The organism is Bradyrhizobium sp. USDA 4011, assembly GCF_054063415.1.
The window spans coordinates 5547954-5572964 of the sequence record NZ_JBSSGG010000001.1 but is presented as its reverse complement, the minus strand read 5'-3'; the positions used below and the strand labels follow the sequence as shown (position 1 = coordinate 5572964).

Sequence of the window (25011 nt, the reverse complement as noted above, 5' to 3'; positions counted from 1 at the left end):
CTCCCTTGAACCGAAACCGCGCCGGGCCGATTCCACCATAATCTTCAGGGTTTGAACGTCAGCCACAGATGTGTCCGGAGACCGACGATGCCCCACCCCGTGATGTCAGCCAATCATGTTGCCGTGATCACCGGAGGCGCATCCGGCATCGGGCTTGCCGCGGCGACGCGGTTTGCCGAAGCCGGCATGAAGGTCTGCATCGCCGATCTCGGCGATGACAGGCTGAAGGCAGCGGCGGCAAGACTGTCGTCTGCCGCACCTGGCGGCGCCGCCGACATCATGACGGCCGCGGTCGATGTCAGCCGCGCCGACGAGGTCGCAAGCCTCGAGGCCGCCGTCGCGAAAAGGTTCGGCGGCACCGACATCCTGATGAACAATGCCGGGATCCAGCCCGGCAGCGCGATGTTCGGACCCGCGGACAATTGGCAGCGCATCCTGGGCGTCAATCTGTGGGGCGTCATCAACGGCACGCAGGCGTTTGCGCCTGACATGATCAAGCGCGGCCGGCCCGGGCTGATCATCAACACCGGCTCGAAGCAGGGCATCACCACGCCGCCGGGCGATCCCGCCTACAACGTCTCCAAGGCCGGCGTGAAGGCGTTCACCGAGGCGCTGCAGCACGAGCTGCGCAACACCGACGGCTGCAAGATCACGGCGCATCTTTTGATCCCGGGCTTTGTCTTCACCGGGCTGACCGCGCGCGGCCGCACCGAGAAGCCGGCCGGCGCCTGGACATCGGAGCAGACCGTCGACTTCATGATCGAGCACCTCGCAGCCGGCGATTTCTATATCCTGTGCCCCGACAACGATGTGCCGCGCGCGCTCGACGAACGCCGCATCCTGTGGGCCGCCGGCGACATCGTCGAGAACCGCCCGCCGCTGTCGCGCTGGCATCCGGATTTCGGCGATGCGTTCGCCGCGTTCGCGAAGGGGAAGTAAGCGCCACTCGTCATTGCGAGGAGCGAAGCGACGAGGCGATCCATACTTCCGCATATGCGGAGCGATGGATTGCTTCGCTTCGCTCGCAATGACGTGGAAGCGTCACCGAGCGCGGCTAATTCGCCCGCACGCGCACCGGTGTCGGCTGCACCGCCAGCGCCTCGCCGAGCTCGCTCTGCTGAGCACGCGGGATCGCGCAGCCGTCGGGCGCGACTTCGCAGGTGGTAAGCTCCCGGGTTTCGATCTGCATACCGGCGCTCCGGATCATTTCTTCGACGGCAAGGGCCTTGGTTTTGTGATCGAGCGCGCGCTCGACGCCGACATTCCCGTCGTGATCGCGGTGTCACGCCGAAGCTTTGCCGACTGGATCAGGTTCGCCGGCGGCATGAGCGTGAAGCTCGCCTGCGATCACCACGCGCTGGACGCCGGGTGGCGCAGCGTCTCGCTGCGGATCACGGCCCGGATCGCGCCGGATCACACCACGGTCTGTGAGGCGTCCAAGTAGAGGGGCTTTGTGGGGCGGGTACGCTCGGCATCCTACCTGCGGGCTATCACCGTCATCCTGAGGAGCGCGCTCTTGCGCGCGTCTCGAAGGATGCACGGCCCGGCCGGTGGCCGTCGATCCTTCGAGACGCCGCTTCGCGGCTCCTCAGGATGACGGGACAATAGAACCGGATGCGTTAGGGGCTTGCCTACAGCGTTTCCTGCTTGTGGTCGCAATTCTTGCAGGTGAACTTGACGCGGGACTGGCCCTTTTCCGCCTGCACCCGGTTCGGCGCGCCGCATTTACCGCAAACGGCCTCGATCCGGGTCGTGCCCTGCTTGATGACCAGGTTCCGCTTTTCCATGGTCTCGCGGATCAGGCGTTCGGCCTCCTCGCGCAGCGATTGCTTCGACATCATCTCCACCGGTCTTTGGTTAGCGGGCGGCGTCATAGCACGACCGCATGAAGCTTTGACAGCGGATATCGCACCTTGATCTGTCGGCGCCTAAAGCGTGATGAGATCAAGTCGAGTTGGAGCGGCATCGGAGGTCCATCTCTCCTTTGGGAGAGGTGACCCGAATCCGGGGCCAAACACGATTCAACCTAACTCGATCCCACTCTAGACGATGAGCCGATCGACCGGCAGCCGGAAATGCCGCGGTTTCAGCGGTTTGGAGGGCCAGCCGATGCGGAACACGTTGACGAGGCGAAGATCGGTGCCGATCTTGCCGAGCTTGCGCAGCCGGTCGTTGAAGTCAGGGTGATCGGCCAGCCCCGAGATCGGGCACGCCGCGAGCCCGGCGCGATCGATCTCCAGCCAGCTACGGTAGAAATGCCGTCCCGTCGTGAGTGGATCCTCACCGACCGGACGACAGAGCAGGACGATCGCCGCGGCCGAAGCGGTCTTGGCGCTGTCTGACAGCAGCGATGCGGCGAGGCCGAGACGATCGAGCGGCTTGAACAGGCTGCCGAGCACGAAACCGGCGGCGGTGGCCTCGACCGCGTTCATGGCGAGTGCATCGCGATTGAGACCATCCAGCAGATAGTGCGGATGGCCGGGCGACAGTCGCATCCATTCGAGCAGCTCGGCCCGATAGTCGTCGCCGCGGACAAAGGAGAACTCGGCCTGGTCGGCCCAGCCGGCGATATCGGCAATCGTCCGGCGGTCACCAATGCAGATCAAATCCTCACGCGCGACGGCGAGTTGCACCAGCGGCGCGGCCTGATCCGGCGACGGCGCGAACTTGCCGCGCCACGACATCCGGTGCGCCACATGGCCGGCCAACGGATCGGACGCGACACCTTGCCTGATCGCAAAGCTGCAGAGCGCGGTAAATTGCGGCGACAGCGGCTGCTCGATCGTGGTCATCGCCGTGATGGCGAGGCCGCGGCGGTTAAGCGCGAGGCTCATGCCTTCGAGCGCCGCGCCGTGCGACACAAGCACGTCATGTCCGGCGGGGTCCGCGACCGGCGCGCGGACCCAGGTCGCGTCGACCAGCGCCAGCCGCCCGTCGCCAAGCAAGCGCCAACGGGTCGGCTGGATGTTGTGGACGCTCGGGGCGAGCCGCGCCTCCGCGACCAGCTCGCGCAGCAAATCCGGCGTCAGCTCGCTCATGCTGCGGCCAGCCGCTTGGTGAACAGATGCAGCCGGTGCAGCGGCGTGGCGCCGGCCTTTTCGACCTGGCGCAACGACGGCGCGTTGATGTCAGCGATCCAGGTGCCGCCGAGCGTGCGGTAGCCGGCTTCCTGCAACGCCAGCGCGGTGCGGTAGAGCATGGCGCCGTTGAGGCCGCGATTGTGCAGGTCGCGGCAGACCGACTGATAGATCAGCACCGCGCGGGTGTTCATCATGCGGTGCTGCATGAATCTGAACGGCGCCGATAGCCCGATCCGACCACCGATCGCCTTGATCAGCGGGTTGAGATCGGGGATCGCGATGATCGCGCCTGCTGGGCGGCCGCGATGATAGACCACGGTCGAAATCCGCTTGTCGATGATCCACATCATGTCGCCGGCCTGGAACAGATATTCGGCCGCGGTCGGCGGCACGAACATCGGGTTGTCGGCAAAGCCGTCGTTGAGGATCAGCCGCGCATCCTCCAGCCGCACCTTGAAGGCGGAGCGCTTGATCGGCTGCCAGACAAAATCCGGATCGGTGAGCACCGCGCGCTGCTTGTCGCCGAGCAGCTGCTCCGGCTTGCCGCCGTCGAGCGCGATCTCGAACGTCGTCATCGGGAAAGACGCCGCATAACCGGCGCGTTCGAGATGGCATGCGATATGCGGTGGCGACCACATCATGTCGGTGAACGGTGCACGGTCGAACCCGTCGGTCATCACGCCGATCTGCTGCATCGCCGTGAGATTGAAATTGCCGGCGATGCGGCTCATGCCGCGCGCGGCCAGCCACTGCTCGGCGGTCCGCAGCAGCGCATCGGCCACTTCGACGTCGTCGACACAGTCGAAGAAGCCGAACGCGCCGTGACGCGTGCCGTGCTTGCGGTTGGAGGCGTCGTGGATCGAGGCGGCGATGCGGCCGACCGGCCGGCCGTCGCGATGCGCCGAGAACAGCGCATAGCGGCCATGGCCTTCGGTGACGAACGGATTCTTCGCGGCATCGAACATCCGGTCGAAATCGCTCCACAGCGGCGGCACGTAGAGGCTGTCGGGCCCATAGGCGTTGAGGGCGGCGTCGAACGCGGCCCTGCGGTCCCCCTCCCGGATATCCAGCGTCATTTGGCCTCCGGGGTCAGCGCCAAGAGCCGCCGCACCAGCGCCAGCGCGGTTTCGGTGGCGGGATCGGCCGCGGTCACAGGCACGGCCAGCACGATCAGGTCGAGCGGATCATGCGCGAGCACGATGACATGGGAGGCGCTGTTGGCAGCCATTAGCGAGACCATGCGCTCGGCGGCCGGGTCGGTCGGCGCCAGTCCCCACGGCGCCTCGGACCGGCGCAGCACGCGCCTCGTCGACAGGAAGTCGCGGAGCAACGGCGGATCGTAGGGTCCGAGTTCGTCTTCGCGGAAGCGACGCGCGCTCTCGAAGATCGGATGCCGTGCGAGCTCGGCGATCAACTGCTCCCGCGTCTGCGCCGGCGACGCCGCGACCGAGTTGAGCACGCCGGGCTCCTGCGATTCGAACAGCGCGCGCAGCGCGTCGGTCATCAGCCCGATGGTCAGCACGCCGGCAATCGCGACCGCGACGAACCGGATCATCTCGGCGGCATCGACGTCGGGCGCCATGAAGGCGGCGGCGAGGCCGAGCAGACCGGAAGAAATCAGCCGCAGCGCCATCATCGCGAGCCCATGCCGCCGTGTCTCGGCGCCGCCTCCGGCAATCAGCATCACGGTGACCGTGAGCAGCGCACCCAGCGCGCCGAGCCGGACCGGAATGTCGGGAAACAGCGTGCGGAAATCGGTGAGGATGAACGGGATCACCACCAGCGCCCCGACCGCCATGCGGCCGATGCTGCGGTTTTCCGAGGCCATCAGCGATGCGCGGTCGCGCGTCGCCAGCAGCAGCGCGCAGGTCGCAAAGCCAAAGAGCTGGAACAACGCCAGTGTGATCGCATAAGGCATCACCAGGCGCTGCAGCCCGAACGTGCCGCCAAGGCCGAGCAGGATGCCGCCGCCGAGCGCTGCGATCTTGACAGCGCGCGGCGCGTGGCGGCGCAGGATACCTTCGGTGACGATCAGCGCGCCGAGCGGAATCAGCGAGGCCGGGATCACCGAGAGATGGTCGAGCAGCCAGCTGCCGCTCCACCACGCAAGGCCACGATCAAGGAACAGGGTCGCGATCACGCCGAGCACGAGCAGCAGGCGGCGGGTCAATGGGCTCCTCGGATCGCGCCGGTAGAACGTCATCATCGCCACCGCGACGCCGATGGCGCCGCAGAGATTGACAATGGAATCGGCAATCACCCCCGAGGTCATGCGGCGCCCGTCAATTGATCGATCGCCCGCCGCACCAGCGGACGCATCAGGGCGGCGACCAGCGCATTGCGCGGCTTCTCGATCGCCGGCCGATGCGGGTTGAGAAACCAGCCGCGGCAATCGGTGCCGGAGGTGCGGCCCAGGATCAGCGCGACCGCCTCATAGGCCATCAGCATGCCGGTCGAGATCACCATCGGCGCGAACGACATCCGGCTGCGGCGGCCGGCCGCGACTTCGCCGGCGATCGCGAGATCGACATAGTTGCGCGACGAGGAATGCAGCATCACGTGCTCGATCTCGGCGCGCATCGCGGCGCGACGGTCGTCCTCGGTGATATCAGTCCAGTCCTTGGCCAGCGTGGGAAAGCCGAGCCGCTCCTCCGGCCGCGGATCGTGCGGGCGCACCACGATCACCGACGGCAGCGGCGACATGTAGGCGTCGATCACGGTTGCATCGGCGCGCTTGGCGGTCCGGTACAGATGCACGCCGGCGGCGATATCGTCCATGCCGTTGACGATGACCGCGCAGCGTTCGGCAATCCCGGCGAGCGCACTGGTCCAGTGCTCGCCGAGCACCTCGACCTCGATGGTCGGGTTGATGCGTTTGGCGGCTTCGGCGGCGACCGCCGCCTTCTCGCGGCCGACCTCGTCGGCGAAGGCGAATACCTGGCGGTTGAGGTTGGAGACCTCGAAGCGATCGATGTCGGCGATCACGAACTTGCCGACGCCGGCGCGCGCCAGCGCCATGAAGGCCGCGCCGCCCATGCCGCCGACGCCGCAGACGAACACCCGCGACTGGCGCAACAGCTGCTGCTCGTGCTCGTCGATGAAGCCGATGTTGCGGCCAGTGAAGGAGTAATAGTCGAAATTCATCGCACGGCCCCGTTGTCCTGCCTGCGTGGCCGCAGCGTGCCGAAGGCGCGGGTGTCGTCCATCCAGTAGACCACCGGCAGCACCAGCCGCTGCAATGCCAGCATCGCGGACGCAGCGAGCAGCGCCGGCAGCGAGCCCGAGGGCACCTCGCTCATCAGGTAGCGGCGCGCGCCGGCAAGATCGACACGGCCGATCTGCAGCACATCGTCGCCTCGGCCGTAATCGAGCTCGCGCTCGCAAAATTCGTTGTAGACGGCGTCGCGATGCTTCGGCGCGGTCTCGAAGGTCTTCTTCAGCGCATCCGAGCCGCCGGTATAGGCATTGGTGATCACCGAGCGCGCCTCGTCGAAGCCGGCCTCCTCGCCGACGCCGAACACCGCGCGATGCCTTGCCATGATGCCGCGGGCGAGTTGCAGATGCGCAAAGCTCTGCCGGGCGCCGGGCGACGGTGACGGGAATACGTCCGAGAAGGTGTCGCTGACCATGCCGACCACCGCCGGCACCTGGGTGACATTGGAAATCCATTTCGGCCGCAGCCCGTCGCGGGCGAACAGCACCAGCGCGGTCAGGCCGTAGAGCACCCAGGACAGTCCCTGCCCGCGCACATCGGGGTCGACCATGACGAGGCCGAGATGGGTGACTTCGGTGGGCTCGCCGTCGAGCGGCACCTCCATCACCGACAGCGCGTTGAACGCGATCGGCCGTCCGCTGTCTTCCTCCGAGATCAGCGTGATGATGGCGCGCGCCAGCCGCTCCGGCTCGCCGGAGAAGATGCCGTAGCTCAGGCTCTCCTCGGGCAGCGTCTTGGCGGCCACGACGCGGAGCTGCCCGACCAGCGCGTCGAGCTCGTCCTTCGGCAGTGACAGGCCGGGCGATTCGACGATGCGGGTGCGCTGGCCGGCCTGGGTGCGCAAGGTGAGATCTATGGTCGGTTGCGACAGTGCCTTCAGCCAGAAGCCGCCATGGCTGCGCAGGCCGTCAAAGGCCGCGCGCGCTTGGGCAAGGCTCCTGCTGCCGCGCGAAGCGGGCGTGCGATTGTCCGTGGACGCCATTTCTCTGTCCCTCGGGCGCGATCTCTGCACTCTGGCCTGTTAAAGAGCCATGAGTGCAACCTGGCGCGGTTTGCCGCAGGGTAAACAAGGCCTTCCGGAAACGGAACAAGTTGGCTGCAAGGTTCGCAGCCTATCCACCCCGTCATTGCGAGCGGAGCGAAGCAATCCATCTGTCCGCACACGCGGCACGATGGATTGCTTCGTCGCTTCAGCGCAAAATTGCTTTGCAATTTTGTCGCGAGCTCCCGCAATGACGTCGAGGGCTTTGGGCAGGGGCTTTTATTCGAAAGCGGCGAGTGAAAGCCGCCCGCCGCTTCGTCTCCGGCTCACCCCGCCTTGGAGACTTCCATCAGCAGGCGCTCGGCCTTGGCGTCCTCGATGCGGTTTACGAACTTGCTGCTCTCGTAATTGTCGCGCACCGTCTTGGTCAGCGTGACGCAGGTCTGGACCAGCATCACGATGCCCATCGTGAGATAGCCCTGCATCCAGGGGCTGATCGGCAGGAAGAACACGCCGACGGCGACGAGGAAGGCGGAGGCCGCGAAGGACGCGTAGGTGAAGGTGACCCAGGCGCCGCTGTGGGGTTGGATGGTCTGGTTCATGGTCGTCTCCTTGAGAGGTGATTTGAAGTTGACTTCGTTTCAGGCTTGAGATTTCAGGCTCGAGAATTCAGGCTTGAGATTTCAGGCTTGGGGCGGCCGCCTGGCTTTCAAGCGCGCCAGCACGTCGTCGGCGGTCGATTTCATCCGCGGGCCAAAGCCCTGCTCGGCGAGCTTCTCGGCGGTGGCGAGCGGACCCGAGGCGGTATCGATCTCGACCAGCGCGTCATCGGCCGCCTGGGTCTCCATCTGCCGCTCGCGCAGCCGCTTCAGCGTGGCTTCCGCTTCCGGCAGCGTCGACTCATAGGGCCGCGCCGCCTCGATGCCGCTCCGGCGCAGCGAACGCACGGCTTCCGAGGCACGGGCGAGGCGCCGGCCGCGGTCGAGCTCGGCAATGCGCGCCTCGGCATTGGCGACGTGGCGCTTCAGCCGGGTGATCTCGGTGGCGAACAGCGTGCGCGCGGTCATTGCGGCGTCGCGTTCGGCTTCGAGGTTGGCGATCGCCTGCGCGGCTTCGCGGGCGAGGTCGTCCCGGCCGCCCTCGAGCGCCGCCGACGCGCGCACCTCGAGATCGGCGATCCGGGCATTGGTCGCCTCAAGCCGCCGGCCCTCCTGCTGGTCGCCGGCAATGGCGAGCGCCAGGGTCCGTTTCGAGCGGTCGACCGCGGCGGCGGCATCGCGCATCTGCTGGTCGAGGACGACCAGCGCGGTCCGATCTTGCAGTTCCTCCTCGGCTGCCGCCACGCTGCCGCGGAAAATCGTCAAAACAGTTTTGAACATTTGGTCACTCCCTGTTATGAGCATCGCTCATGAATCTTTTGCACCACATAATGAGCGATGCTCAATATTTATTTGAGCAGCGCTCAAAAATGTGACTAACGACGGGTGAACCATGTCCAAGGCATTGGAACGGCGAGCGAAACTGCGCGAAGCGCTGATCGAGGCGGCGGAACGGGCAATTGCGGCAAAGGGCCTCGGTGGCCTGAAGACCCGCGAACTGGCCCAGGAAATCGGCATCGCCAATGGCGGCGTCTACAATCTGGTCGAGGATGTCGACGAGCTGATCCTGCGCGTGGGCTCGCGTACGCTGGCCCGGCTCGATGCTTCGCTGTCGCTGGCCGAGATCCGCGGCGCAGCCGCGCCGCGCGAGATGCTGGTGCGGATCGCGGTCGCCTATTGCGACTTCGCCGCCGACAATCTCGAGCTGTGGCGCGCGTTGTTCGAGCACCGCATGCAGCCCGGCAAGCCGGTGCCGGAATGGGCGATCACCGAGCAGATGGAACTGTTCCGCCACATCTACAAGCCGCTTGCCACGCTGTTTCCGCAGCGCTCGCCGGCGCAGCTCGGCGTCACTGCGCGCAGCCTGTTCTCCGCCGTGCATGGCATGGTCGCGCTCGGGCTGGAGCACAAGCTGATCGCGGTGCCGATCGGCGCGCTGCGCAGCGAGATCTCGACCTTGACGCGGGCGATGATCGACGGCCTGACGGCGAAGAAGGATTAGGCCGCATCGCCCCAAGCCGCACGGTGTCCCCGCCTTGCGGTCAGGCCGACTGACCGCAAAGCGCCATGAATTGCAGCCATTGCCTCAGGGGACGTAGCGGTCGAGGTCAGAAAGGGCGGCAAGGCCCCTTGCGGAATGACCGAACCGTAGCCATCTGCCTGGGATCGAGTTTCGGCCGACCGACTTGGCCTCGCCGCTGACAGCGTGCCTGACTGACGACCCTCACCCCCTGAACTTCGAATGAGCCTGCTGCGCCCTCGGGTGCGGCTCCAAACACGCATCCATACTAAAGGACGATCTCCCATGAATACGGGAACTGTGAAGTGGTTCAACAGCCAGAAGGGTTTCGGCTTCATTCAGCCGGACCAGGGAAGCCAGGACGTTTTCGTTCATATCAGCGCAGTCGAACGCGCCGGCATGAGCACCCTCAACGAGGGACAGAAGGTTTCTTTTGAAATCGTTGCAGACCGCCGGACCGGCAAATCTGCTGCGGACAATCTCCGCGCGGTGTAAGCTGCGACAATTAGCCATGCTGCTTTGACCACGGATGAACTGGCAGAGCCTCTGGTTACGCGACCCCGCGACTGGTCACCCGGCCGCGGGGTTCTCTTTATCAACACCGCGCGCAATGCCCGCCAGGACCCGGACTTGAACCGTCTGCCGGCGAACCGGCCTGCGCATCGAAGCAGCTGAGGTCGCGAGCGTGTCCACCAGTATCGATCCAGCTTCGCAGCACGACGACATCATGTACCCGCAGGTCCTGCCGTTCGTGCTGGTCCACGTCGGGTGTCTTGCAGCGATCTGGTCGGGCGTCTCGTGGCCAGCGATCGCAATTTGCGTCGCGCTGTACTGGGTGCGCATGTTTGCGATCACGGCCGGATATCATCGCTACTTCTCGCATCGAGCTTATTCGACAAGCCGGGCGTTTCAATTCATCCTCGCATTCCTTGCCCAAAGCAGCGCCCAGAAGAGCATCCTCTGGTGGGCCGCGAAACATCGACATCACCACCTTCATTCGGATACCGAACAGGATGTGCATTCACCGCTGCACAAGGGCCTCGTGTACAGTCATCTCGGCTGGATCTTCTATCGACAGCACGATGCAACCGATCTGACGAAAGTTTCGGATTTCGCCTCGTATCCGGAGTTGATGTGGCTGCACAAATTCGAGGTTTTGCCGGCGGTCGTGGTCGCGTGTCTGTGCTTCCTCCTTGCCGGATGGCCGGGACTTGTGGTCGGCTTCTTCTGGAGCACCGTGCTGCTGTATCACGCAACGTTTTGCATCAATTCCCTCGCACATGTTCACGGACGCAAGCGGTATGTGACGGGCGACGACTCCCGCAACAATTGGCTGCTGGCGCTGGTTACGATGGGTGAGGGTTGGCACAACAATCACCACGCCTACCAAAGCAGTGCGCGGCAAGGCTTCCGCTGGTGGGAGATTGATGCGACCTATTATGTCCTCGTGGCCTTGTCCTGGCTCGGTATCGTCTGGGATCTGAAGGCGCCGCCCACCCAGGTTCTCCAGAACGAACAACGCCTCGGATCGCGCGTGATCAAGCGGACGGCCGAGCAGCTCGCCGGCCGTTTCAATCCCGAATACATCGCACAGGCGATCAAATCCTCAGTCCATGAAACCGGATTGTCGGTGCGGGACGCGCTTTTCGTGTTGCAGCATCGTGCCGACTTGCATCTGCCCAGCATGCCGACGCGCGAGCAGTTGTTGGCTGAAGCCCAGGCCATGTTCGCGAAGACGCGATCGTTGGACGATATCGTCGACCGCGCGCATGAGCTCCTGGTGGAATCGGTTTGCTTCCTTCTGGCCGTTCCGCCGCCGGTGGCCGGTGTAAACCCGAAAGCTTGAGGGAGCGGTAGCATTTTGCCTCGGGCATCCCCATATAAAGCCAATGACCAACTGGCAAAAACCGAGCAAGCGCGAACCACCCAAGACCAAGGCCGAATTGCGCGAGATGCTGACCGAGGCCGTGCGTAACACGCCAAGCCCGGACCAGGCGTCGAAGCAGCGCCCGGCAAAAGTCAAAAAGGCCGCGGCTGGAGCCGCCGGCATCGATTAGAGCGTTTTCGAGCGAAGTGGATACCGGTTCGCGTGAAGAAAACGCGTCAAAACAACAATCTAGAGCTTCGGTCCTAATTCAATCAGAACCGAAAATGCCCTAGCCCCGCGCGCCACCCGACCGGCTCGCCAGCCCCGGGATGCGACCTAATTCCATTCGCGACGAGCGCGAAGATTTTCGTGAAGGAGCAGCATGCGCAAGCTTCCCAAGCCTACCGAACAAGAGATCAATGAGGGACCCCAAGCGGTGTCTTTTCAGATTGCGAACGGAAACGCGCGGCAGGACTGCATCCTGCAAACCACATTCCCGACGAAGATGCAGGCGCACAAATATCTGCTCGCGAATTGGCCGACCTTCGAAAAGATGGCTCGCGATGCCCTTGCGGCGGGAACCATTGAAGGCGGCCGGATCAAGCTCGCGATGATCTGAACAGCCCACGGAAACACCCGGACCTCACGGCTCCATCGTGTAGGCGCGCCCGGGTTCGAGCGCATAGATCGTCAGAAAGCGCAGCGGCCGTTCCGGGTCGCAATTGCGAAACAGCGTGTGCGGAACATCGGCCCGATCCTGCAGGGTCTCGCCGGCCCGATATTGCCGTGGCGCCTCGCCGCCATACGCGGACTCGGCAACGCCTTCGACGATGAAGATCACACCGCCGACCGGATGCCGGTGCAGCGGAGCAACCCCGCCGGGCGGATAAGTCACCTCGGCAACGACAAGCTCGCGCTGATCGCCGGGCAGTTGCAGTCGCTCAAGGGTCTTGCGCGTGACGCCGGCAAATCCGGCTGGCCGGGCGTTCGACTGCCCCTCGTTGCTTTCAGCCATTGGAAGCCTTTCTCGTCTTGCGAACGACCGTGTCCGGATCACATCGCAGAGCGATGACTATGGGGGCGCTGCAACGACGCAACAAGGTGCCCGGGCTATTTCAATCCGTGCAACCCATGTGAGCCGAAGTCCTTGCCACCCCTGCTCCGGCGTTGCAGGATTCCCTTGCCGAAAACCTTCAGCAGTGGGCCTTGCATGAGAACGAGTATCGTTACGACGCGATTGTCGGGAGCAGCCTTCCTGGCGCTCATCCTCGCGGCATCAAGTGTCACGCCGGCGTCGGCGGCACCGGCCGTGCCGGAATGCTCGATGTCAGTGACGCTGGCGGATTGGGGCGAGAATTCGACCGGCGATATCGACGTCGCCTCGGGCGAGAGTTGCCAGATCCCGATCGGAATCCGCGGCACCGTGACGGACTCGTCGATCTCGCAAAAGCCGGCCTACGGCAAATTGAAGAAGATCAACGCATCGACCTTCGAATACAGGGCGAAGGCCAAGTACAAGGGCAGCGATACGTTTGCCATCAAGGCAACAGGTCAGGGACCGAAGGCGTCCGGCACGTCGGTCATCACCGTGCACGCCACGATCAAGTAGTCGCCGATCCAGTTAGATTGCCGCGCGGCTGGCGCCCATTTTGCCGGCCGCCAGGCCTCACGCGCCAGTCGCCGGCAGCTTGACGGTCACGCGCAAGCCTGAACGTCCGGCACCGGTCACATTTTCGAACAGGACTGAACCGGCGGCATGATCGACGATGCGCTTCACGATCGAGAGCCCGAGCCCGGCGCCCTCTCCGCTCGGCTGGCCACCGCGAAAGAACGGCTCGCCGATCCGCGCCAGATCCTGCGGCGGAATCCCCGGCCCGGTGTCCTCGATCTGGATGACGGCCATTCCGTCCTCCCGACCGACGGCAAGATCGACAGCCCCATTATTTGGCGTGAACTTGATTGCGTTCTCCACCAGGTTCCGGACCGCCGAGATCAGCGACAGCTCATCACCGTTCACCGCGACCATCTCGACCGTCGTGAAACCGAGATCGATGTTACGCGCTGCCGCCTCAGGCAGCAGATCGGCGACGACGCCTCTTGCGATCTTGTCCAACTGCACGGGTACACGCACGATGGACGGCGCAGCGTCCTGACGCGCCAGCGCCAGGAGTTGCTCGAGCAGATGCTTGGTGCGCCGCATGCCGCTGTTCAGCGCATCGAGCCGGTCGCGCGTCTCCGCCGGCATGTCGAGCGAGGCGAGATTTTCCGCCTGCAGGCTGAGCGCGGTGACCGGTGTTCGAAGTTCATGGGCCGCGTCGGCGATGAAACGCCGTTGCTGGTCCATCATGACGCGCACCCGGCCCAGCAACCCGTTGATCGAGCCAAGGAACGGCTGCAGCTCGCTCGGCGCGCCCATCGCCGGCAATGCACCGACGTCATCCACCCTGCTCGCATCGAGATCGCCAGCGAGGCGCAACATCGGCCGGAACGATCGGGCGATCACGAATGCCGTCATCAGCAGAAGGCACGGCACCAACGCGGCAATCGGCAACAGCGTGCGCACGGCCATATCGCCCGCGATCTCGGTGCGGATCTCGGTCTGCTGCGTCACCGCGAAGCGGCTGCCGTCCGGCCGGGTCCGAAGCAGCGCGCGGACCGGCTGCCCGTGATAGACATCATTGTGCAGCCCATCCTTCTGTCCCCAAAGCCGGCGATCGTCGGCGGAGCCGCGCGGCGCCTCGCCCAGTTCGACGACGGCGACCTCGGCTTCCGCGTCGACGCCGGTGACCGGGCGGCTTTGCCGGATCGGAGCGCCGAGCGCGAAGCTGCCGATCTGGATCAGGACGGAGTCCTGCATCTCGATCGCTTCGCTATAGGCCCATCTGTACGCGAGGAGTCCGCCGACGGCGCCCGTCAACAGGATGATCGCGGTGAGTCCGACGAACAGGCGCCCGCGCAGCGATCTCATCATTTCGAACGATCCACCATCCATCCGACGCCGCGCACGTTCCTGATCGCCGTGGCGCCGAGTTTTCTGCGCACAGCGTGGATCAGGAACTCGACCGCGTTGCTCTCGACCTCCTCGCGCCAGCCATAGATCTGGCGTTCGAGCTCGGCACGGGACAGGATCGTTCCCGGCCGCGCCAGCAGCGCCTGCAGCAGGGCGAACTCGCGAGCGCTGAGCACGGCCTTCTCTTCGCAGAACGTGGCTTCCCGCGTCGCCGGATCGAGATGAAGCTCGCCGTTCGTCAGCACCGGCGGCGCTCCGCTGCCCTCGCGCCGCAGTACCGCGCGCATGCGCGCCAGCAACTCGACGATCTCGAACGGCTTGACCAGGTAATCGTCGGCGCCGAGATCGAGCCCCCGGATGCGATCGTTCAGCGCATCGCGTGCGGTGAGAATGATCACGGGAAGGCGCGAGGTGCGCTCCCGGATCGCCTTGAGAACGTCGAGACCGTCAGTCAATGGCAGGCCGAGATCGAGCAGCGCAATGTCGTAGGTCTCGCTGCGGCTGGCTTCGATGGCGAGATCGCCATTGCGCACCCAGTCGACCGCATAGGCGGCATCCCTCAGCGCCTCGACGACGGCGGCGCCGATCATCCTGTCGTCCTCCACCACGAGCACCCGCATCGCCTGGCAAACCGATCCCGATCCGCGCCGGGAGGTAGGCCCGGCTAACTGCGTCGCACCGAACAGCCCGCGACGCCTGCGCGATCATATCAGTTTCGACTTAGCCGCGGCTTAGGGGCTTTCGGCGCCCAAATGGCGGCCACCGCGCCCACCTAAGCCGGGGCTAAGTCTCGCAGTGCACGCTCCGTATCGAACTCGGCGGAACCGCCGACCCTGTCAAAGCGGAGCTTCACACCGTGCTGGATATCAGACCCATCGGCCGCAGCATGCAGAACAAGGTCCCCGAAGTCACCCTCGTCTTCTGGCTCATCAAGATCATGTCGACCACGGTCGGCGAGACCGGCGCCGATTATCTCGCCGTCCATGTCGGCCTTGGCACCACTGTGACCGGTCTGCTCATGATAACCCTGCTTGCCGCAGTGCTGGCCATCCAGCTGCGGATGGACCGTTACGTGCCATGGGTCTACTGGCTGACGGTCGTGCTCGTCAGTATCGTCGGGACGCAGATCACCGATGCACTGACCGACAAGCTCGAGATCAGCCTCTACGTCAGTACGGCCGCCTTCGCGATCGCCCTGGCCGCGACCTTCGCAATCTGGTTTTCGGTCGAGGGGACGCTGTCGATCCACAGCATCGTGACCAAACGGCGCGAAGTGTTCTACTGGGCCGCGATCCTCTTCACATTCGCGCTCGGCACGGCTGCGGGCGATCTTGCGACCGAAGCACTGGGCCTTGGCTTCAACGTCGGGGTGGTGGCGTTCGCGGCACTCATCGCGGCGATCGCGGCAGCCTACGCACTCGGCGCCGATGCGGTGCTGACCTTCTGGCTCGCCTACATCCTGACGCGTCCGCTCGGAGCATCGTTCGGCGACCTGCTGTCCCAGGCCCGTGAATACGGCGGGCTCGGCTTGGGCACGATCTACACCAGCCTCGCCTTCCTGACGGTGATCGTCGCGCTGGTCGCCTGGCTGTCGTTCGAAGGCGACGCCGGCGGAAAGCCCGAGGCGTCGCCCGGCGCGTGAGTTCGACATGCGCCCCCACGGACACCAATCGAAGCCCCTCACACAGGAGAACCACCCATGAACAAGACGACACTTGGCCTTGCGACGGCGATTGTTGCGCTCGCAGTCATCCAGCCGCTCCCCGGTGCCAACGCAGGCCTCAGGCTGCTGCCGCACACGCAGACGGCCGCCTCCAGGCTCGGCGACCTGGCGCCATTTCGCAGCATCGCCGCCGATGTCGCGGCGCTGGTCGACAAGGGTGACCTGGCCGGCGCCAAGACGCGGATCAATGATCTCGAGACCAAATGGGACGAAGCGGAAGCCGGATTGAAGCCGCGCGCGGCCGCGGACTGGCACACGGTCGACAAGGCGATCGATCGTGCCCTCGAGGCGGTGCGTGAGACCAATCCGGATGCCGCCAAGTGCAAGGCGGCGCTCGCCGAGCTGCTATCGATCATGGACTCGATGAAGGCCTGATCTCGCCATCCAGCATTTCGACCGCCCGCCGGCGGCATCGTCCGCCGGCGGCCCCGCCTCCCGGAGCGAAGAACCCCATGGAATTATTGTTCCACGACACCACCGCGGACGAGCGCGCAGGCAAGGTCCCCGCCGTCACGCTCGGTTTCTGGATCATCAAGATTCTCGCCACGACGCTCGGCGAAACCGGCGGTGACGCCGTCACGATGTCGATGAATCTCGGCTATCTCGTCGGCACTGCGATCTTCGCGGTCATCTTCGCTGTTGCCGTCGCGGCGCAGATGGCGGCGAAGCGCTTTCATCCGCTGCTCTACTGGACGGTGATCATCGCGACGACGACCGTCGGCACGACCTTTGCCGACTTCGTCAACCGTTCGCTGGGAATCGGATATCTCGGCGGCTCATCGCTGCTCGCCGGACTGCTCGTTGTGTCCCTTGCCGTGTGGCATCGTACCATGGGAACGGTCTCGATCGCGTCGATCGACAACAAGGCGGCCGAAACCTTCTACTGGATCACGATCCTGTTCTCGCAGACGCTGGGAACAGCGCTTGGCGACTGGATTGCCGACTCCACAGGCCTCGGCTATAGCGGCGGCGCCATCGTGTTCGCCGCCGGCATCGCCGTCGTTGCTGCGGCCTATCTGTGGATCCGCGTGTCGCGCACGGTGCTGTTCTGGATTGCGTTCGTCCTGACCAGGCCGCTCGGCGCGACCGTCGGCGATTTTCTCGACAAGCCGCTCGATCACGGCGGCCTTGCGCTGAGCCGCTACACGGCATCGATCGCCCTCGCCGCTGCGATCGCCGCTCTTGTCTTCATCCTGCCGCAGCGGGCGGGGGAGCACGCGTGAACGCTCGCACGGTTCTCCAGACCCCGGCACGTTCCGCGAACTTCGTACAGAGGACCGGCGCGCCTCAGCAAGACCTGCTCGAACTGTCGATCAGGCCCTGTTGGGCGTGAAGATGACCTTGCCCTTGAATGCTGCCGCCTTCGCGATGGCCTCGGGGAATCCCTCGAGGCCATAGCTCCCGACCACCGGTGCGCTGATCGCGCCGGATGCGACCATCGGCACCAGATGGTCGTACATCCTGGCCATGGCTTCGTCAGTTGCAGTCTTGCCCCAATGGCCGAGCCAGAAGCCCCGCACGGATACCTCTTTGAAGATCACGCTCAACGCCGAGCCGGAGAACGGCTGTCCGCTCATCGCGCTGTAGATGACGAGCACCGCCTTCGGTGCCAGGCAGTTCATCAGGTTCAACGTGGACGCGCCGCCGACAACGTCGAGCGCCAGCAGGATCGGCGCCCCGCCGGTCTCCTTGGCGACGCGCTTGGCGAGATCCGGCCCGTCGACCAGCACGACATCACCGCCGACCGACCTGACCTCGTCCACGACCTCCTCGCGCCGGACGACGTTGACGGTCTTCAGCCCGAGCGATTTGGCGACGGCGATCACCGCCCGCGCCGTCGCCGAATTGGCGCCGTTCTGGATCACCCAGCCGCCGTGCGGAATCTTCACGAAATCGGTCAGCAACAGATAGGCGGTCGCCGGGTTGACCCCGATCATCGAGAGTTGCTGGATATCCGCTTTCTCTGGCAACGGCCGCTGCCAGGACGCCGTGAACTTGACGCGTTCGGTCCAGGTCGGGACCGTGAACGGGATCAACGTGCGATCGCCGACCTTCAGGTTCTTGACCTGCGATCCCGCGGCAACCACCCGCCCGACGCCTTCGATCCCGAGTGTCGCCGGCGGCGTCGGCAGATAGCCGTAGCGCCCGGCGATGACCATGAAATCCGAGTTGTTGATCGGCGCAGCCTCGACGGCGACCACGACCTCGTTGGGACCGGGGCTGCCGACGTCGGGCACCTCATTGAGCTTGACCACATCCTGGGCACGTCCGAACGCAACGACCTGAACAGCCTTCATGGCCCGATCTCCTGATTTTCATTATGTACTAGTAAGTACAGAATTTAGATGACGTCAATGGCCCGAATCACCTTCACAGCAAGGTGAAGGCTTCACATCCGACGCGGGAGTACATAAAAGAACGATATGGCAAGACCGCGCAGCTTCGATCCAGACGATGTCCTGGAAATCGCCCGTCAGGTATTCTGGCAGAAGGGTTTTCAGGCGACCTCGCTCGACGAGATCACGGCGGCGAGCGGCGTCGCGAAGCCCAGCCTCTATGCGGCGTTCGGCGACAAGAACGCGTTGTTCCTCAAGGTGCTGGACCGCTATCACGACGGCATCCTGGGCTGGGCCGAGCGCGTGCTGGCACAGCCTGTGCCGGCCCGTGAGGCGATCAGGCAGTGGCTGACCGGCTTCATCCCCTACTGCTCGGGCGAGAAAGGACAGCGCGGCTGCCTGTCGATCAATTCCGCGACCGACGGCTCGCTCGATCAGGCCGAACTCCGCAAGAGCATCGAGCGCTACAACCGGCGGCTCGAAGAGCTGTTGCGCGCGCGGCTGCGCGCCGACCGCGCCCAGTTCAGAAAGGGCTTTGACCCCGACGTCACCGCGCACACCATCATGGTGGTGCATGCCGGGCTGCTGGCGCTCGCGCACCAAAGGCCGGATCCGAAACGGGTGAGGGCCGTGATCGACCAGGTGATGGGCCTGCTCGCATAGTTGCGCCGGTCAGAGCGCGAGCTCGATCCGCTCCTCGCCGCCCGCCTCCGGCCTCGCCGGCACAGCGCAGCAGATCAGCACCTCGTCGTCAGCCACCTCGGCGGTGGGCTCTTTCAGATAGGTCACGGCGCCGGCCTGCAATCTGGTTCGGCAACTACCGCAACTGCCTTCCCGGCAACTGAAGGCCGGGCTGAGGCCGCGCGCCTCCGCCAGTTCGAGCAGCGTTCCCGACTCCGGCGTCCAGCGCGCTTCCTTCATCGATGCGGTGAACGCGACCGGAACCGGCATCGTCGCAGCCGGCGGGCGCGGCAGCGGCGTCGTGGCCACGTCCGGCTTCCGCACCAGCGACGACGGACCAAACGCCTCGGCGTGAATCCTGCCATCGGCAATGTTGTAGCCGCGCAGGGCGTCATAAAGTGATTGGGTGAACTGCGGCGGCCCGCACAGATAGAAGTCGTAATCGTTGAACGGCAGGACGCGCGACAGCAGCGCCATGTCGATCCGCCCCGCGGCGTCGTAGTCCGTGCCCTGCTCGGCGCCATCGACGTCGCTGAGGACGCGGATGATCCGGACTGCGCCGCCTGCGGCATCAACCAGTTGCTGCAATTCGTCGCCGAACGCGCGGTCCGCCTTGGCATGCGCGGCCTGGAACAGGAAGGTCGGCCGGATGCCGCGGGTGCGCAGCCCCTCATAGACCACGTGGCGCAGCATCGCGAGCATCGGCGTGATGCCGACGCCGCCGGCCAGCAGCACCGCGGGCCGCTTTTCGCGCGCATCGATCGTGAAGCCGCCCCCCGGCGCGCGCGCGCCTCGATGATGTCGCCGACACGGATATTGTCATGCAGATGCCGCGACACCAGGCCGACGCGCTTCACGCTGATGCGGTACATGCCATCCGACGGCGCGACCGAGAGCGTGTAGGTGCGGATGACCGGCTTGTCGGCACCGGGCAATGCGATGCGGATCGGCAGATGCTGTCCCGCCCGGTGCGGAAGCCGTCCTGCCCCGTCGTCCGGCTGCAGATGAAACGAGCGGATCGAGCGGCTTTCGTCGACGATCCCAGTGACCCTGAACGGGCGCCACTGCGTCGCAAGCTCGGCCGCGCGCATCCGGTCGGCGGCCTGCGCCCAGTCGCCGGTCATCAGCGCGTTCGGCGACCAGCCATCGGCCCGGAGCGCCCAGCGCAGCGGCAGCGCGCCGCGCCTGCGCACCATGCGGCGGGCACGAAAGCTCCACAGCCGCTCGGCGCCCTGGAATGCCGCGATCTCCGGCGAGTCCAGGATCACCTCGGCATCGCCGGTCAGCTGCAGCATGTCGCCGGTTTCGAAATCGACGAATGCCAACCCGGCCTTGCCGTTGACGAAGATGTTGCCGAGCGTGTTGAAGAACAGATTGCCGGCGAAATCGGGGATCGTCAGCGTGCCGTCGGCGGCGACGCGGACGAAGCCCGCTCTGCCGCCGCGATGCGAGACGTCGACCTGGCGACGGTCCTCACGCTCGGCATAGGACGCCACGAAGAACGTGTCCGCCGCCGCGATCGTGTTGCGCGCAGCCTGATCGAGCGTCGCGCTCTCCTCGATCGCTCCGGTGAACGGTTCGTCCGGCTCGCGCACGAAGGTGAAGTCGCGCAGCTGGATATATTGCGGACAATTGCCAAAGCTCTGATCGAGCTCGAAGCTGAGCGCCTTGCCTGACGATGCGCGCAGCAGCCCGTTGGCACGGTTGCGACGCCGGGTGTGCAATTCGATTCCCAATAGTCCGATCGCATCGCCCTCGCGCATGCCCTCCGCGACTGGATCGCTCGGATCAGGCTGCGCATCGATTTCGAGGCTGCGCGGCGTCGGCGAGGCGATGAACCCGGGCCGGCCGGCCAGCAACGAGGCCCACACGTCGCCGCTCCGGTCCACGCTGCCGACCACGACGAAGGGAATCTGCGCGAAGAAATCGCGATGCTGGTCGGGCATGAAATCCCGCACCGCGCGCTGGCCGACCGCTGCCATCTTCTCCTCAACGCCGGCTTTCCGCTGGATCGCCATCTCGCCGGCGTGCCAGGTCGCGAGCTTGCTCTTGGTTCGCCTGTCGCTCATCGCATCGCCCTCCCTTTCGGGGTTGGACGGGCGCGCCCGCGGGCACGCCCGGTCGACATGTCACGCAGCCGCTGCCAGACCGACGGGGGTCTTGGCGAAGGGCACGAAGCCCGGGAGCGCCTCGATCCGGCGCAGGAATGCGTTGACGCGCGGGTAGGCGGAGAGATCGACGTTGCCTTCGGGAGCGCTCGACAGATAGCTGTACAGCGCGACATCGGCGATGGTCGGCTGCGCGCCGACCAGCCAGTCGCGATCAACGAGATGGGCTTCGAGCCGCTTCAGCAGCACATGGGCGCGCGCGATCACGTCGTCCGGATTGAACTTCGCGCCGAACACCGTGATCAGCCGCGCCGCGGCGGGCCCGAATGCGAGATCGCCGGCGGCGACCGACAGCCAGCGCTGCACCATGGCGGCGCCCTTCGCATCCTGTGGCAGCCAGTCGGTGCGGCCGAGCTTGGTCGCCAGGTAGACAAGGATCGCGTTGGAGTCGCAAACGATGGTGCCGTCATCGTCGAGCACCGGCACCTGGCCGAACCGATTGAGCGCGAGGAATTCCGGCGTCTTGTGCGCTCCGGACGCGAGGTCGACGTCGACCACCTCGTGCGGAATGCCGAGCAGGGACATGAACAGGCGGGCGCGGTGTGCGTGGCCGGAGAGAGCAAAGTGATAGAGCTTCATGGTGCCGTTCCTGATGTCATGGACGGGGTTATCCCGTCCGCGACCTCAAGGTGACCCATTGCACCGAATATTATAATTACTGCCGTTGGAACTTCATTATTGCAAGTATTGCAATAACACTATGTACCATCATGGCCGGGCTTGTCCCAGCGGTTTTACGACGCAGCCCTTACACCTCGACGATCACGTAATTGTCCTCGATGTGCACCGGAAATGTCTCGGCGACATACGGCCCCTTCTGCAACTCGGCACCGCTCTCGACCGCGACCGGATAGGAGCGGATCCTGAACCGCTTGGGATCGAACCAGGACTGGCCGTTGCGGATGTCGAATTCCCAGCCGTGCCACGGACAGCGCAGCATCTCGCCGATACGGTCGCGCTGATAGGTGCCGGGCTCCGGCGAGGTCAGGCGCGCCACGCAGGCCGCCTTCTCCAGCGGCGCGCCCTCATGCGGACAGCGATTGAGCAGCGCGAAGAACTCGCCATTGACGTGGAACACGACGATGTCGCGGCCCTCAAGGCCGAACACCTTGTTGCCACCGGCGGGAATCTCACTGGTGCGCGCGACGATGTGACGGGCCATCGCTGTCCTAGTGCAAGATGAGGTCAGGTTGAAACAGTCTCGCAACAGACTCCCTGCACCTCTCCCGCTTGCGGGGGAGGTCGTATCGCATCGTTAGATGCGATACGGGTGGGGGTTCTCTCCACGCGAAGAGTGTCGCGAGCGGCGACACCCCCACTGCAGCCCTCCCCCGCACGCGGGAGAGGGAGCGCAGTTTCGTCGCGGTTGCTGCTCGATCCAATCTCATCACATTCAGAACTTGTAGACCGCGCGGGCATTGCTGTTGAAGATCTTGCGCCGCTCGGCCTCGTCAGCGGCGTCTTGAAGGCGTAGCGCGCGTCGTCATAGTCCCAGTGCGGATAGTCCGACGAGAACAGCAGCCGGTCGATCCCGACCCATTCGATCAGCTGGCGCAGGTGCTTGGCTTCATCCGGCTCGTCGATCGGCTGGGTCGTGAACCAGAAATGCTGCTTCACATATTCGCTCGGCTTGCGCTTCAGATGCGGCACCTCACTGCGGAAGCGCTCGAAATGCTGGTCCATCCGCCACATCGTGGCGGGGATCCAGCCGAAGCCACCCTCGATGAACACGATCTTCAGTTTCGGGAAGCGCTCGGGAACGCCTTCCAGCACGAGGCTCGTGAGGTTCGAGGCCACCGTATGCGCGTTCGACTGATGCTCCTCGCAGTAGTAGGACGGCCAGCCGCCGCCGGTCGGCGCATGCCCGCCATAGCCGCCGACATGGATACCGAGCGGCAGATCGAGCTCTTGCGCGCGCTCGTAGATCGGCCAGTAGCGCCGGCGGCCGAGCGGTTCATTGGCGCGCGGCGACACGTTGATCTGGATGTACTCACCGGTTTTGGCGCAACGGTCGATCTCGGCGAGGCCGAGGTCGGAGCCGTCCTGCCCGACCAGGATCGAGGCCTTCAGCCTGGGATCGCGGTGCGCCCAGAAGGCGAGCTGCCAGTCGTTGATGGCGCGCTGGATCGCGGCGCCGAATTCCAGGTTCTGCTGCGAGAAGATGAAGAGGTCGAGCACCTGCAGGATGCCGAACTCGACGTCGAACGGGTCGAGATGCTGCTTGCGCATGAAATCGAGGTCGGAGCCCGGCACGCCGCCGGTCGGCGGCCAGGCATCGCGCCGCGCGATCAATGGCGAGGAGCGTGGATATGGGGTGGTGCCGATATAGGGCGTGCGCAGATGACTGCCATATTCCTTGAGATGCTGCTGCCAGCGCTTCGGCAGGAACTCGTTGAGGTCGCTGTGCGCATGAATGCTCGGATGGATGTCGCAATCGATGATCTTGAGCCGCGTCGCGGCGGCGGTCTCCCGGTCGAGCATCGGGCGGTCGATGACGTCACTCATGCGATCCTCCATTGAATTGAGCCGGTGTAGCCGTCACCTCTCCCCAGCGGGGAGAGGTCGGATTGCATCGCCAGATGCGATCCGGGTGAGGGCCTTACGGTCCCTCGTGAGACCCGCGCCCCCTCACCCGGCGCTGCGCGCCGACCTCTCCCCGCTGGGGAGAGGTATGAGACCCCCGATGTCGCGTCGAGCTTCGTCATGGTCAGGCGTCGAGCTTCATGCGCGGAAAGGTTTCCAACGGATTATCTTCGCACATCCGCTTGACGAGGCTTGCCGACAGATGCGGCGGCACCGGATCGTCGCCGTCGAACTGCCAGTGCGGATAGTCGGACGCGAACAGGAACATCTTGTCCGAGCCGATCTGGTCGATGATGTCGGCGACGCCGGTTGCATCCATCGGCGCGTCGAACGGCTGCATGGTGACGCGGAAATGGTCGCGGATGATCGCGGCCGGCTCGCGCTCGACCCACGGCACCTCGACGCGCACGCCGCGCCAGGTCTTGTTGGCGCGCCACATGAAGGCCGGCAGCCAGCTGACGCCCGACTCCATCAGCACGACCGTCAAGCGCGGATACTTCCCGAACACGCCCTCATAGATCAGGCTCAGCGTCTGCGCCTGGAACGCCTGCGCTTCGGCGAGATAATATTCGTAGCGATAGGACGGCCAGCCGATCGAGCTCGGCGCGCCGCGATAGGCGCTGCCGGCGTGGATTGCGATCGGCAGTTTGTGTTGCTCCGCGGCCTGATAGATCGGCCAGTAGTGCCGCCGCCCGAGCAGCATCTCGCCTTGCGAGGGCACCAGCACGGAGACGAAGCGGTTGTCACCGGCGCGGCGCTCGATCTCCTCGACCGCGAGATCCGGCGCCTGGATCGGCACCACGATCGAGGCGCGCAGCCGCGTGTCCCTGGCAAGCCACTCCGCCGCGATCCAGTCGTTGATCGCCTTGCAGAAGTCCGCCGCCATGTAGGGATCGAACACCGCCTGCGCGCCGTAGACGACGTTGCAGATCGCGTGGCTGGCGCCGAGTTGGTCGAACGCGCCGCGCTGCACCATGGCGAGATCGCTGCCGGGCTTGCGGCCGTCGGCCGGCCGCCAGTCGGCGCGGCCCGACAGCGGCATCGACGGCGGATAGGAATTGAGGTCGAGCCCGTCGATGGCGCGGCTGACCACCTGTTCCTTCCAGTGATCGCTGAGATAAGGCAGCAGCGTGGTGCGCGTTCCCCCCACCGCGGGATGGATGTCGCAGTCGATGCGCGTAGCCGCCATGATGCTCCCTAGATGTTCCGTTCCTCGGACTAACGTCTTGTCTTGGTTGTTGGCGGCATC

At 65.1% G+C, this 25011-nt stretch carries 28 protein-coding genes and 2 pseudogenes; 12 read left to right on the top strand and 18 right to left on the bottom strand.

Annotated elements, in window-relative coordinates:
* Nucleotides 1–87 precede the first annotated feature (87 nt).
* Nucleotides 88–939, top strand: coding sequence for an SDR family NAD(P)-dependent oxidoreductase (locus ACVW1C_RS26170; protein ID WP_456760859.1), 852 nt, complete (start codon nt 88–90; stop codon nt 937–939).
* 115 nt (nt 940–1054) lie between these two features.
* On the opposite strand, the gene ACVW1C_RS26165 is transcribed toward ACVW1C_RS26170, so the two are convergent.
* Complete coding sequence (locus ACVW1C_RS26165) at nt 1055–1189, bottom strand: hypothetical protein (protein WP_456763301.1); 135 nt, start codon at nt 1187–1189, stop codon at nt 1055–1057.
* On the opposite strand from ACVW1C_RS26165, the gene ACVW1C_RS26160 reads away from it, so the two are divergent.
* Complete coding sequence (locus ACVW1C_RS26160; protein WP_456763177.1) at nt 1184–1444, top strand: DUF2478 domain-containing protein; 261 nt, start codon at nt 1184–1186, stop codon at nt 1442–1444. The two genes, ACVW1C_RS26165 and ACVW1C_RS26160, sit on opposite strands and share 6 nt — an antisense overlap.
* Nucleotides 1445–1631: 187 nt before the next feature.
* Here ACVW1C_RS26160 and ACVW1C_RS26155 read toward each other — a convergent pair whose 3' ends face one another.
* The 8 genes from ACVW1C_RS26155 to ACVW1C_RS26120 all read right to left on the bottom strand — a co-directional run bounded on the left by ACVW1C_RS26155 (nt 1632) and on the right by ACVW1C_RS26120 (nt 8655).
* Nucleotides 1632–1838, bottom strand: a complete 207-nt coding sequence (locus ACVW1C_RS26155) for a hypothetical protein (RefSeq protein ID WP_024581255.1) — start codon at nt 1836–1838, stop codon at nt 1632–1634.
* A gap of 204 nt (nt 1839–2042) precedes the next feature.
* Nucleotides 2043–3038, bottom strand: coding sequence for a hypothetical protein (locus tag ACVW1C_RS26150; RefSeq protein ID WP_456760858.1), 996 nt, complete (start codon nt 3036–3038; stop codon nt 2043–2045).
* Entirely contained in the window at nt 3035–4156 is a 1122-nt protein-coding gene (locus ACVW1C_RS26145; protein WP_456760857.1) for a GNAT family N-acetyltransferase, read from the bottom strand. The genes ACVW1C_RS26150 and ACVW1C_RS26145 overlap by 4 nt, the downstream gene beginning before the upstream one ends.
* Nucleotides 4153–5352, bottom strand: coding sequence for a hypothetical protein (locus tag ACVW1C_RS26140; RefSeq protein ID WP_456760856.1), 1200 nt, complete (start codon nt 5350–5352; stop codon nt 4153–4155). The genes ACVW1C_RS26145 and ACVW1C_RS26140 overlap by 4 nt, the downstream gene beginning before the upstream one ends.
* Entirely contained in the window at nt 5349–6224 is an 876-nt protein-coding gene (locus ACVW1C_RS26135) for a HesA/MoeB/ThiF family protein (RefSeq protein WP_456760855.1), read from the bottom strand. The genes ACVW1C_RS26140 and ACVW1C_RS26135 overlap by 4 nt, the downstream gene beginning before the upstream one ends.
* Complete coding sequence (locus ACVW1C_RS26130) at nt 6221–7276, bottom strand: hypothetical protein (RefSeq protein ID WP_456760854.1); 1056 nt, start codon at nt 7274–7276, stop codon at nt 6221–6223. The genes ACVW1C_RS26135 and ACVW1C_RS26130 overlap by 4 nt, the downstream gene beginning before the upstream one ends.
* Nucleotides 7277–7602: 326 nt before the next feature.
* Nucleotides 7603–7878 (bottom strand): YiaA/YiaB family inner membrane protein, encoded by a 276-nt coding sequence (locus ACVW1C_RS26125; RefSeq protein ID WP_456760853.1) that lies wholly within the window; start codon nt 7876–7878, stop codon nt 7603–7605.
* A gap of 81 nt (nt 7879–7959) precedes the next feature.
* A complete protein-coding gene (locus ACVW1C_RS26120; protein ID WP_456760852.1) occupies nt 7960–8655 on the bottom strand; it encodes a PspA/IM30 family protein in 696 nt (231 codons plus the stop codon).
* Between the two features lie 112 nt (nt 8656–8767).
* On the opposite strand from ACVW1C_RS26120, the gene ACVW1C_RS26115 reads away from it, so the two are divergent.
* The 5 genes from ACVW1C_RS26115 to ACVW1C_RS26095 all read left to right on the top strand — a co-directional run bounded on the left by ACVW1C_RS26115 (nt 8768) and on the right by ACVW1C_RS26095 (nt 11880).
* The gene (locus tag ACVW1C_RS26115; RefSeq protein WP_456760851.1) at nt 8768–9376 is read left to right on the top strand and encodes a TetR/AcrR family transcriptional regulator; all 609 of its coding nucleotides are present in this window, start codon (nt 8768–8770) and stop codon (nt 9374–9376) included.
* Nucleotides 9377–9679: 303 nt separating this feature from the next.
* On the top strand, nt 9680–9889 hold the full coding sequence (locus ACVW1C_RS26110) for a cold-shock protein (protein WP_173638660.1): 210 nt from the start codon (nt 9680–9682) through the stop codon (nt 9887–9889).
* A gap of 232 nt (nt 9890–10121) precedes the next feature.
* Nucleotides 10122–11240, top strand: coding sequence for an acyl-CoA desaturase (locus ACVW1C_RS26105; RefSeq protein ID WP_456763176.1), 1119 nt, complete (start codon nt 10122–10124; stop codon nt 11238–11240).
* Between the two features lie 43 nt (nt 11241–11283).
* On the top strand, nt 11284–11451 hold the full coding sequence (locus ACVW1C_RS26100; protein ID WP_456760850.1) for a hypothetical protein: 168 nt from the start codon (nt 11284–11286) through the stop codon (nt 11449–11451).
* A gap of 192 nt (nt 11452–11643) precedes the next feature.
* Complete coding sequence (locus ACVW1C_RS26095) at nt 11644–11880, top strand: hypothetical protein (RefSeq protein ID WP_176529167.1); 237 nt, start codon at nt 11644–11646, stop codon at nt 11878–11880.
* Nucleotides 11881–11904: 24 nt separating this feature from the next.
* Here the strand turns inward: ACVW1C_RS26095 and ACVW1C_RS26090 are convergent, their stop codons facing one another.
* The gene (locus tag ACVW1C_RS26090; protein ID WP_456760849.1) at nt 11905–12276 is read right to left on the bottom strand and encodes a cupin domain-containing protein; all 372 of its coding nucleotides are present in this window, start codon (nt 12274–12276) and stop codon (nt 11905–11907) included.
* A 195-nt stretch (nt 12277–12471) separates the two neighbouring features.
* On the opposite strand from ACVW1C_RS26090, the gene ACVW1C_RS26085 reads away from it, so the two are divergent.
* The gene (locus ACVW1C_RS26085; RefSeq protein WP_456760848.1) at nt 12472–12870 is read left to right on the top strand and encodes a hypothetical protein; all 399 of its coding nucleotides are present in this window, start codon (nt 12472–12474) and stop codon (nt 12868–12870) included.
* Between the two features lie 57 nt (nt 12871–12927).
* Here the strand turns inward: ACVW1C_RS26085 and ACVW1C_RS26080 are convergent, their stop codons facing one another.
* Both ACVW1C_RS26080 and ACVW1C_RS26075 read right to left on the bottom strand, forming a co-directional pair.
* Nucleotides 12928–14232, bottom strand: coding sequence for an ATP-binding protein (locus ACVW1C_RS26080; protein ID WP_456760847.1), 1305 nt, complete (start codon nt 14230–14232; stop codon nt 12928–12930).
* On the bottom strand, nt 14229–14891 hold the full coding sequence (locus tag ACVW1C_RS26075; RefSeq protein ID WP_456760846.1) for a response regulator transcription factor: 663 nt from the start codon (nt 14889–14891) through the stop codon (nt 14229–14231). The genes ACVW1C_RS26080 and ACVW1C_RS26075 overlap by 4 nt, the downstream gene beginning before the upstream one ends.
* Nucleotides 14892–15157: 266 nt before the next feature.
* On the opposite strand from ACVW1C_RS26075, the gene ACVW1C_RS26070 reads away from it, so the two are divergent.
* The 3 genes from ACVW1C_RS26070 to ACVW1C_RS26060 all read left to right on the top strand — a co-directional run bounded on the left by ACVW1C_RS26070 (nt 15158) and on the right by ACVW1C_RS26060 (nt 17217).
* Complete coding sequence (locus ACVW1C_RS26070; RefSeq protein ID WP_456763175.1) at nt 15158–15913, top strand: COG4705 family protein; 756 nt, start codon at nt 15158–15160, stop codon at nt 15911–15913.
* Nucleotides 15914–15970: 57 nt separating this feature from the next.
* Nucleotides 15971–16369, top strand: coding sequence for a hypothetical protein (locus ACVW1C_RS26065; RefSeq protein WP_456760845.1), 399 nt, complete (start codon nt 15971–15973; stop codon nt 16367–16369).
* Nucleotides 16370–16446: 77 nt separating this feature from the next.
* Nucleotides 16447–17217: a COG4705 family protein gene (locus ACVW1C_RS26060; protein ID WP_456760844.1), complete on the top strand. Its 771-nt coding sequence runs from the start codon at nt 16447–16449 to the stop codon at nt 17215–17217.
* A 90-nt stretch (nt 17218–17307) separates the two neighbouring features.
* On the opposite strand, the gene ACVW1C_RS26055 is transcribed toward ACVW1C_RS26060, so the two are convergent.
* The gene (locus ACVW1C_RS26055; protein ID WP_456760843.1) at nt 17308–18291 is read right to left on the bottom strand and encodes an MDR family NADPH-dependent oxidoreductase; all 984 of its coding nucleotides are present in this window, start codon (nt 18289–18291) and stop codon (nt 17308–17310) included.
* A 126-nt stretch (nt 18292–18417) separates the two neighbouring features.
* On the opposite strand from ACVW1C_RS26055, the gene ACVW1C_RS26050 reads away from it, so the two are divergent.
* Entirely contained in the window at nt 18418–18993 is a 576-nt protein-coding gene (locus ACVW1C_RS26050; protein WP_456760842.1) for a TetR/AcrR family transcriptional regulator, read from the top strand.
* Nucleotides 18994–19002: 9 nt separating this feature from the next.
* Here the strand turns inward: ACVW1C_RS26050 and ACVW1C_RS26045 are convergent.
* The 5 genes and pseudogenes from ACVW1C_RS26045 to ACVW1C_RS26025 form a co-directional block, all read right to left on the bottom strand.
* Nucleotides 19003–21080: pseudogene (locus tag ACVW1C_RS26045) on the bottom strand (2Fe-2S iron-sulfur cluster-binding protein).
* Between the two features lie 60 nt (nt 21081–21140).
* Entirely contained in the window at nt 21141–21758 is a 618-nt protein-coding gene (locus ACVW1C_RS26040) for a glutathione S-transferase family protein (RefSeq protein WP_456760841.1), read from the bottom strand.
* A 169-nt stretch (nt 21759–21927) separates the two neighbouring features.
* Nucleotides 21928–22341 carry a Rieske (2Fe-2S) protein gene (locus tag ACVW1C_RS26035; RefSeq protein ID WP_456760840.1) on the bottom strand — a complete coding sequence of 138 codons (414 nt, stop codon included), beginning with the start codon at nt 22339–22341 and terminating at the stop codon, nt 21928–21930.
* 231 nt (nt 22342–22572) lie between these two features.
* Nucleotides 22573–23684 (bottom strand): annotated as a pseudogene (locus tag ACVW1C_RS26030) (amidohydrolase family protein).
* 202 nt (nt 23685–23886) lie between these two features.
* Nucleotides 23887–24951 carry an amidohydrolase family protein gene (locus tag ACVW1C_RS26025; protein ID WP_456760839.1) on the bottom strand — a complete coding sequence of 355 codons (1065 nt, stop codon included), beginning with the start codon at nt 24949–24951 and terminating at the stop codon, nt 23887–23889.
* Between the last annotated feature and the right edge of the window lie 60 nt (nt 24952–25011).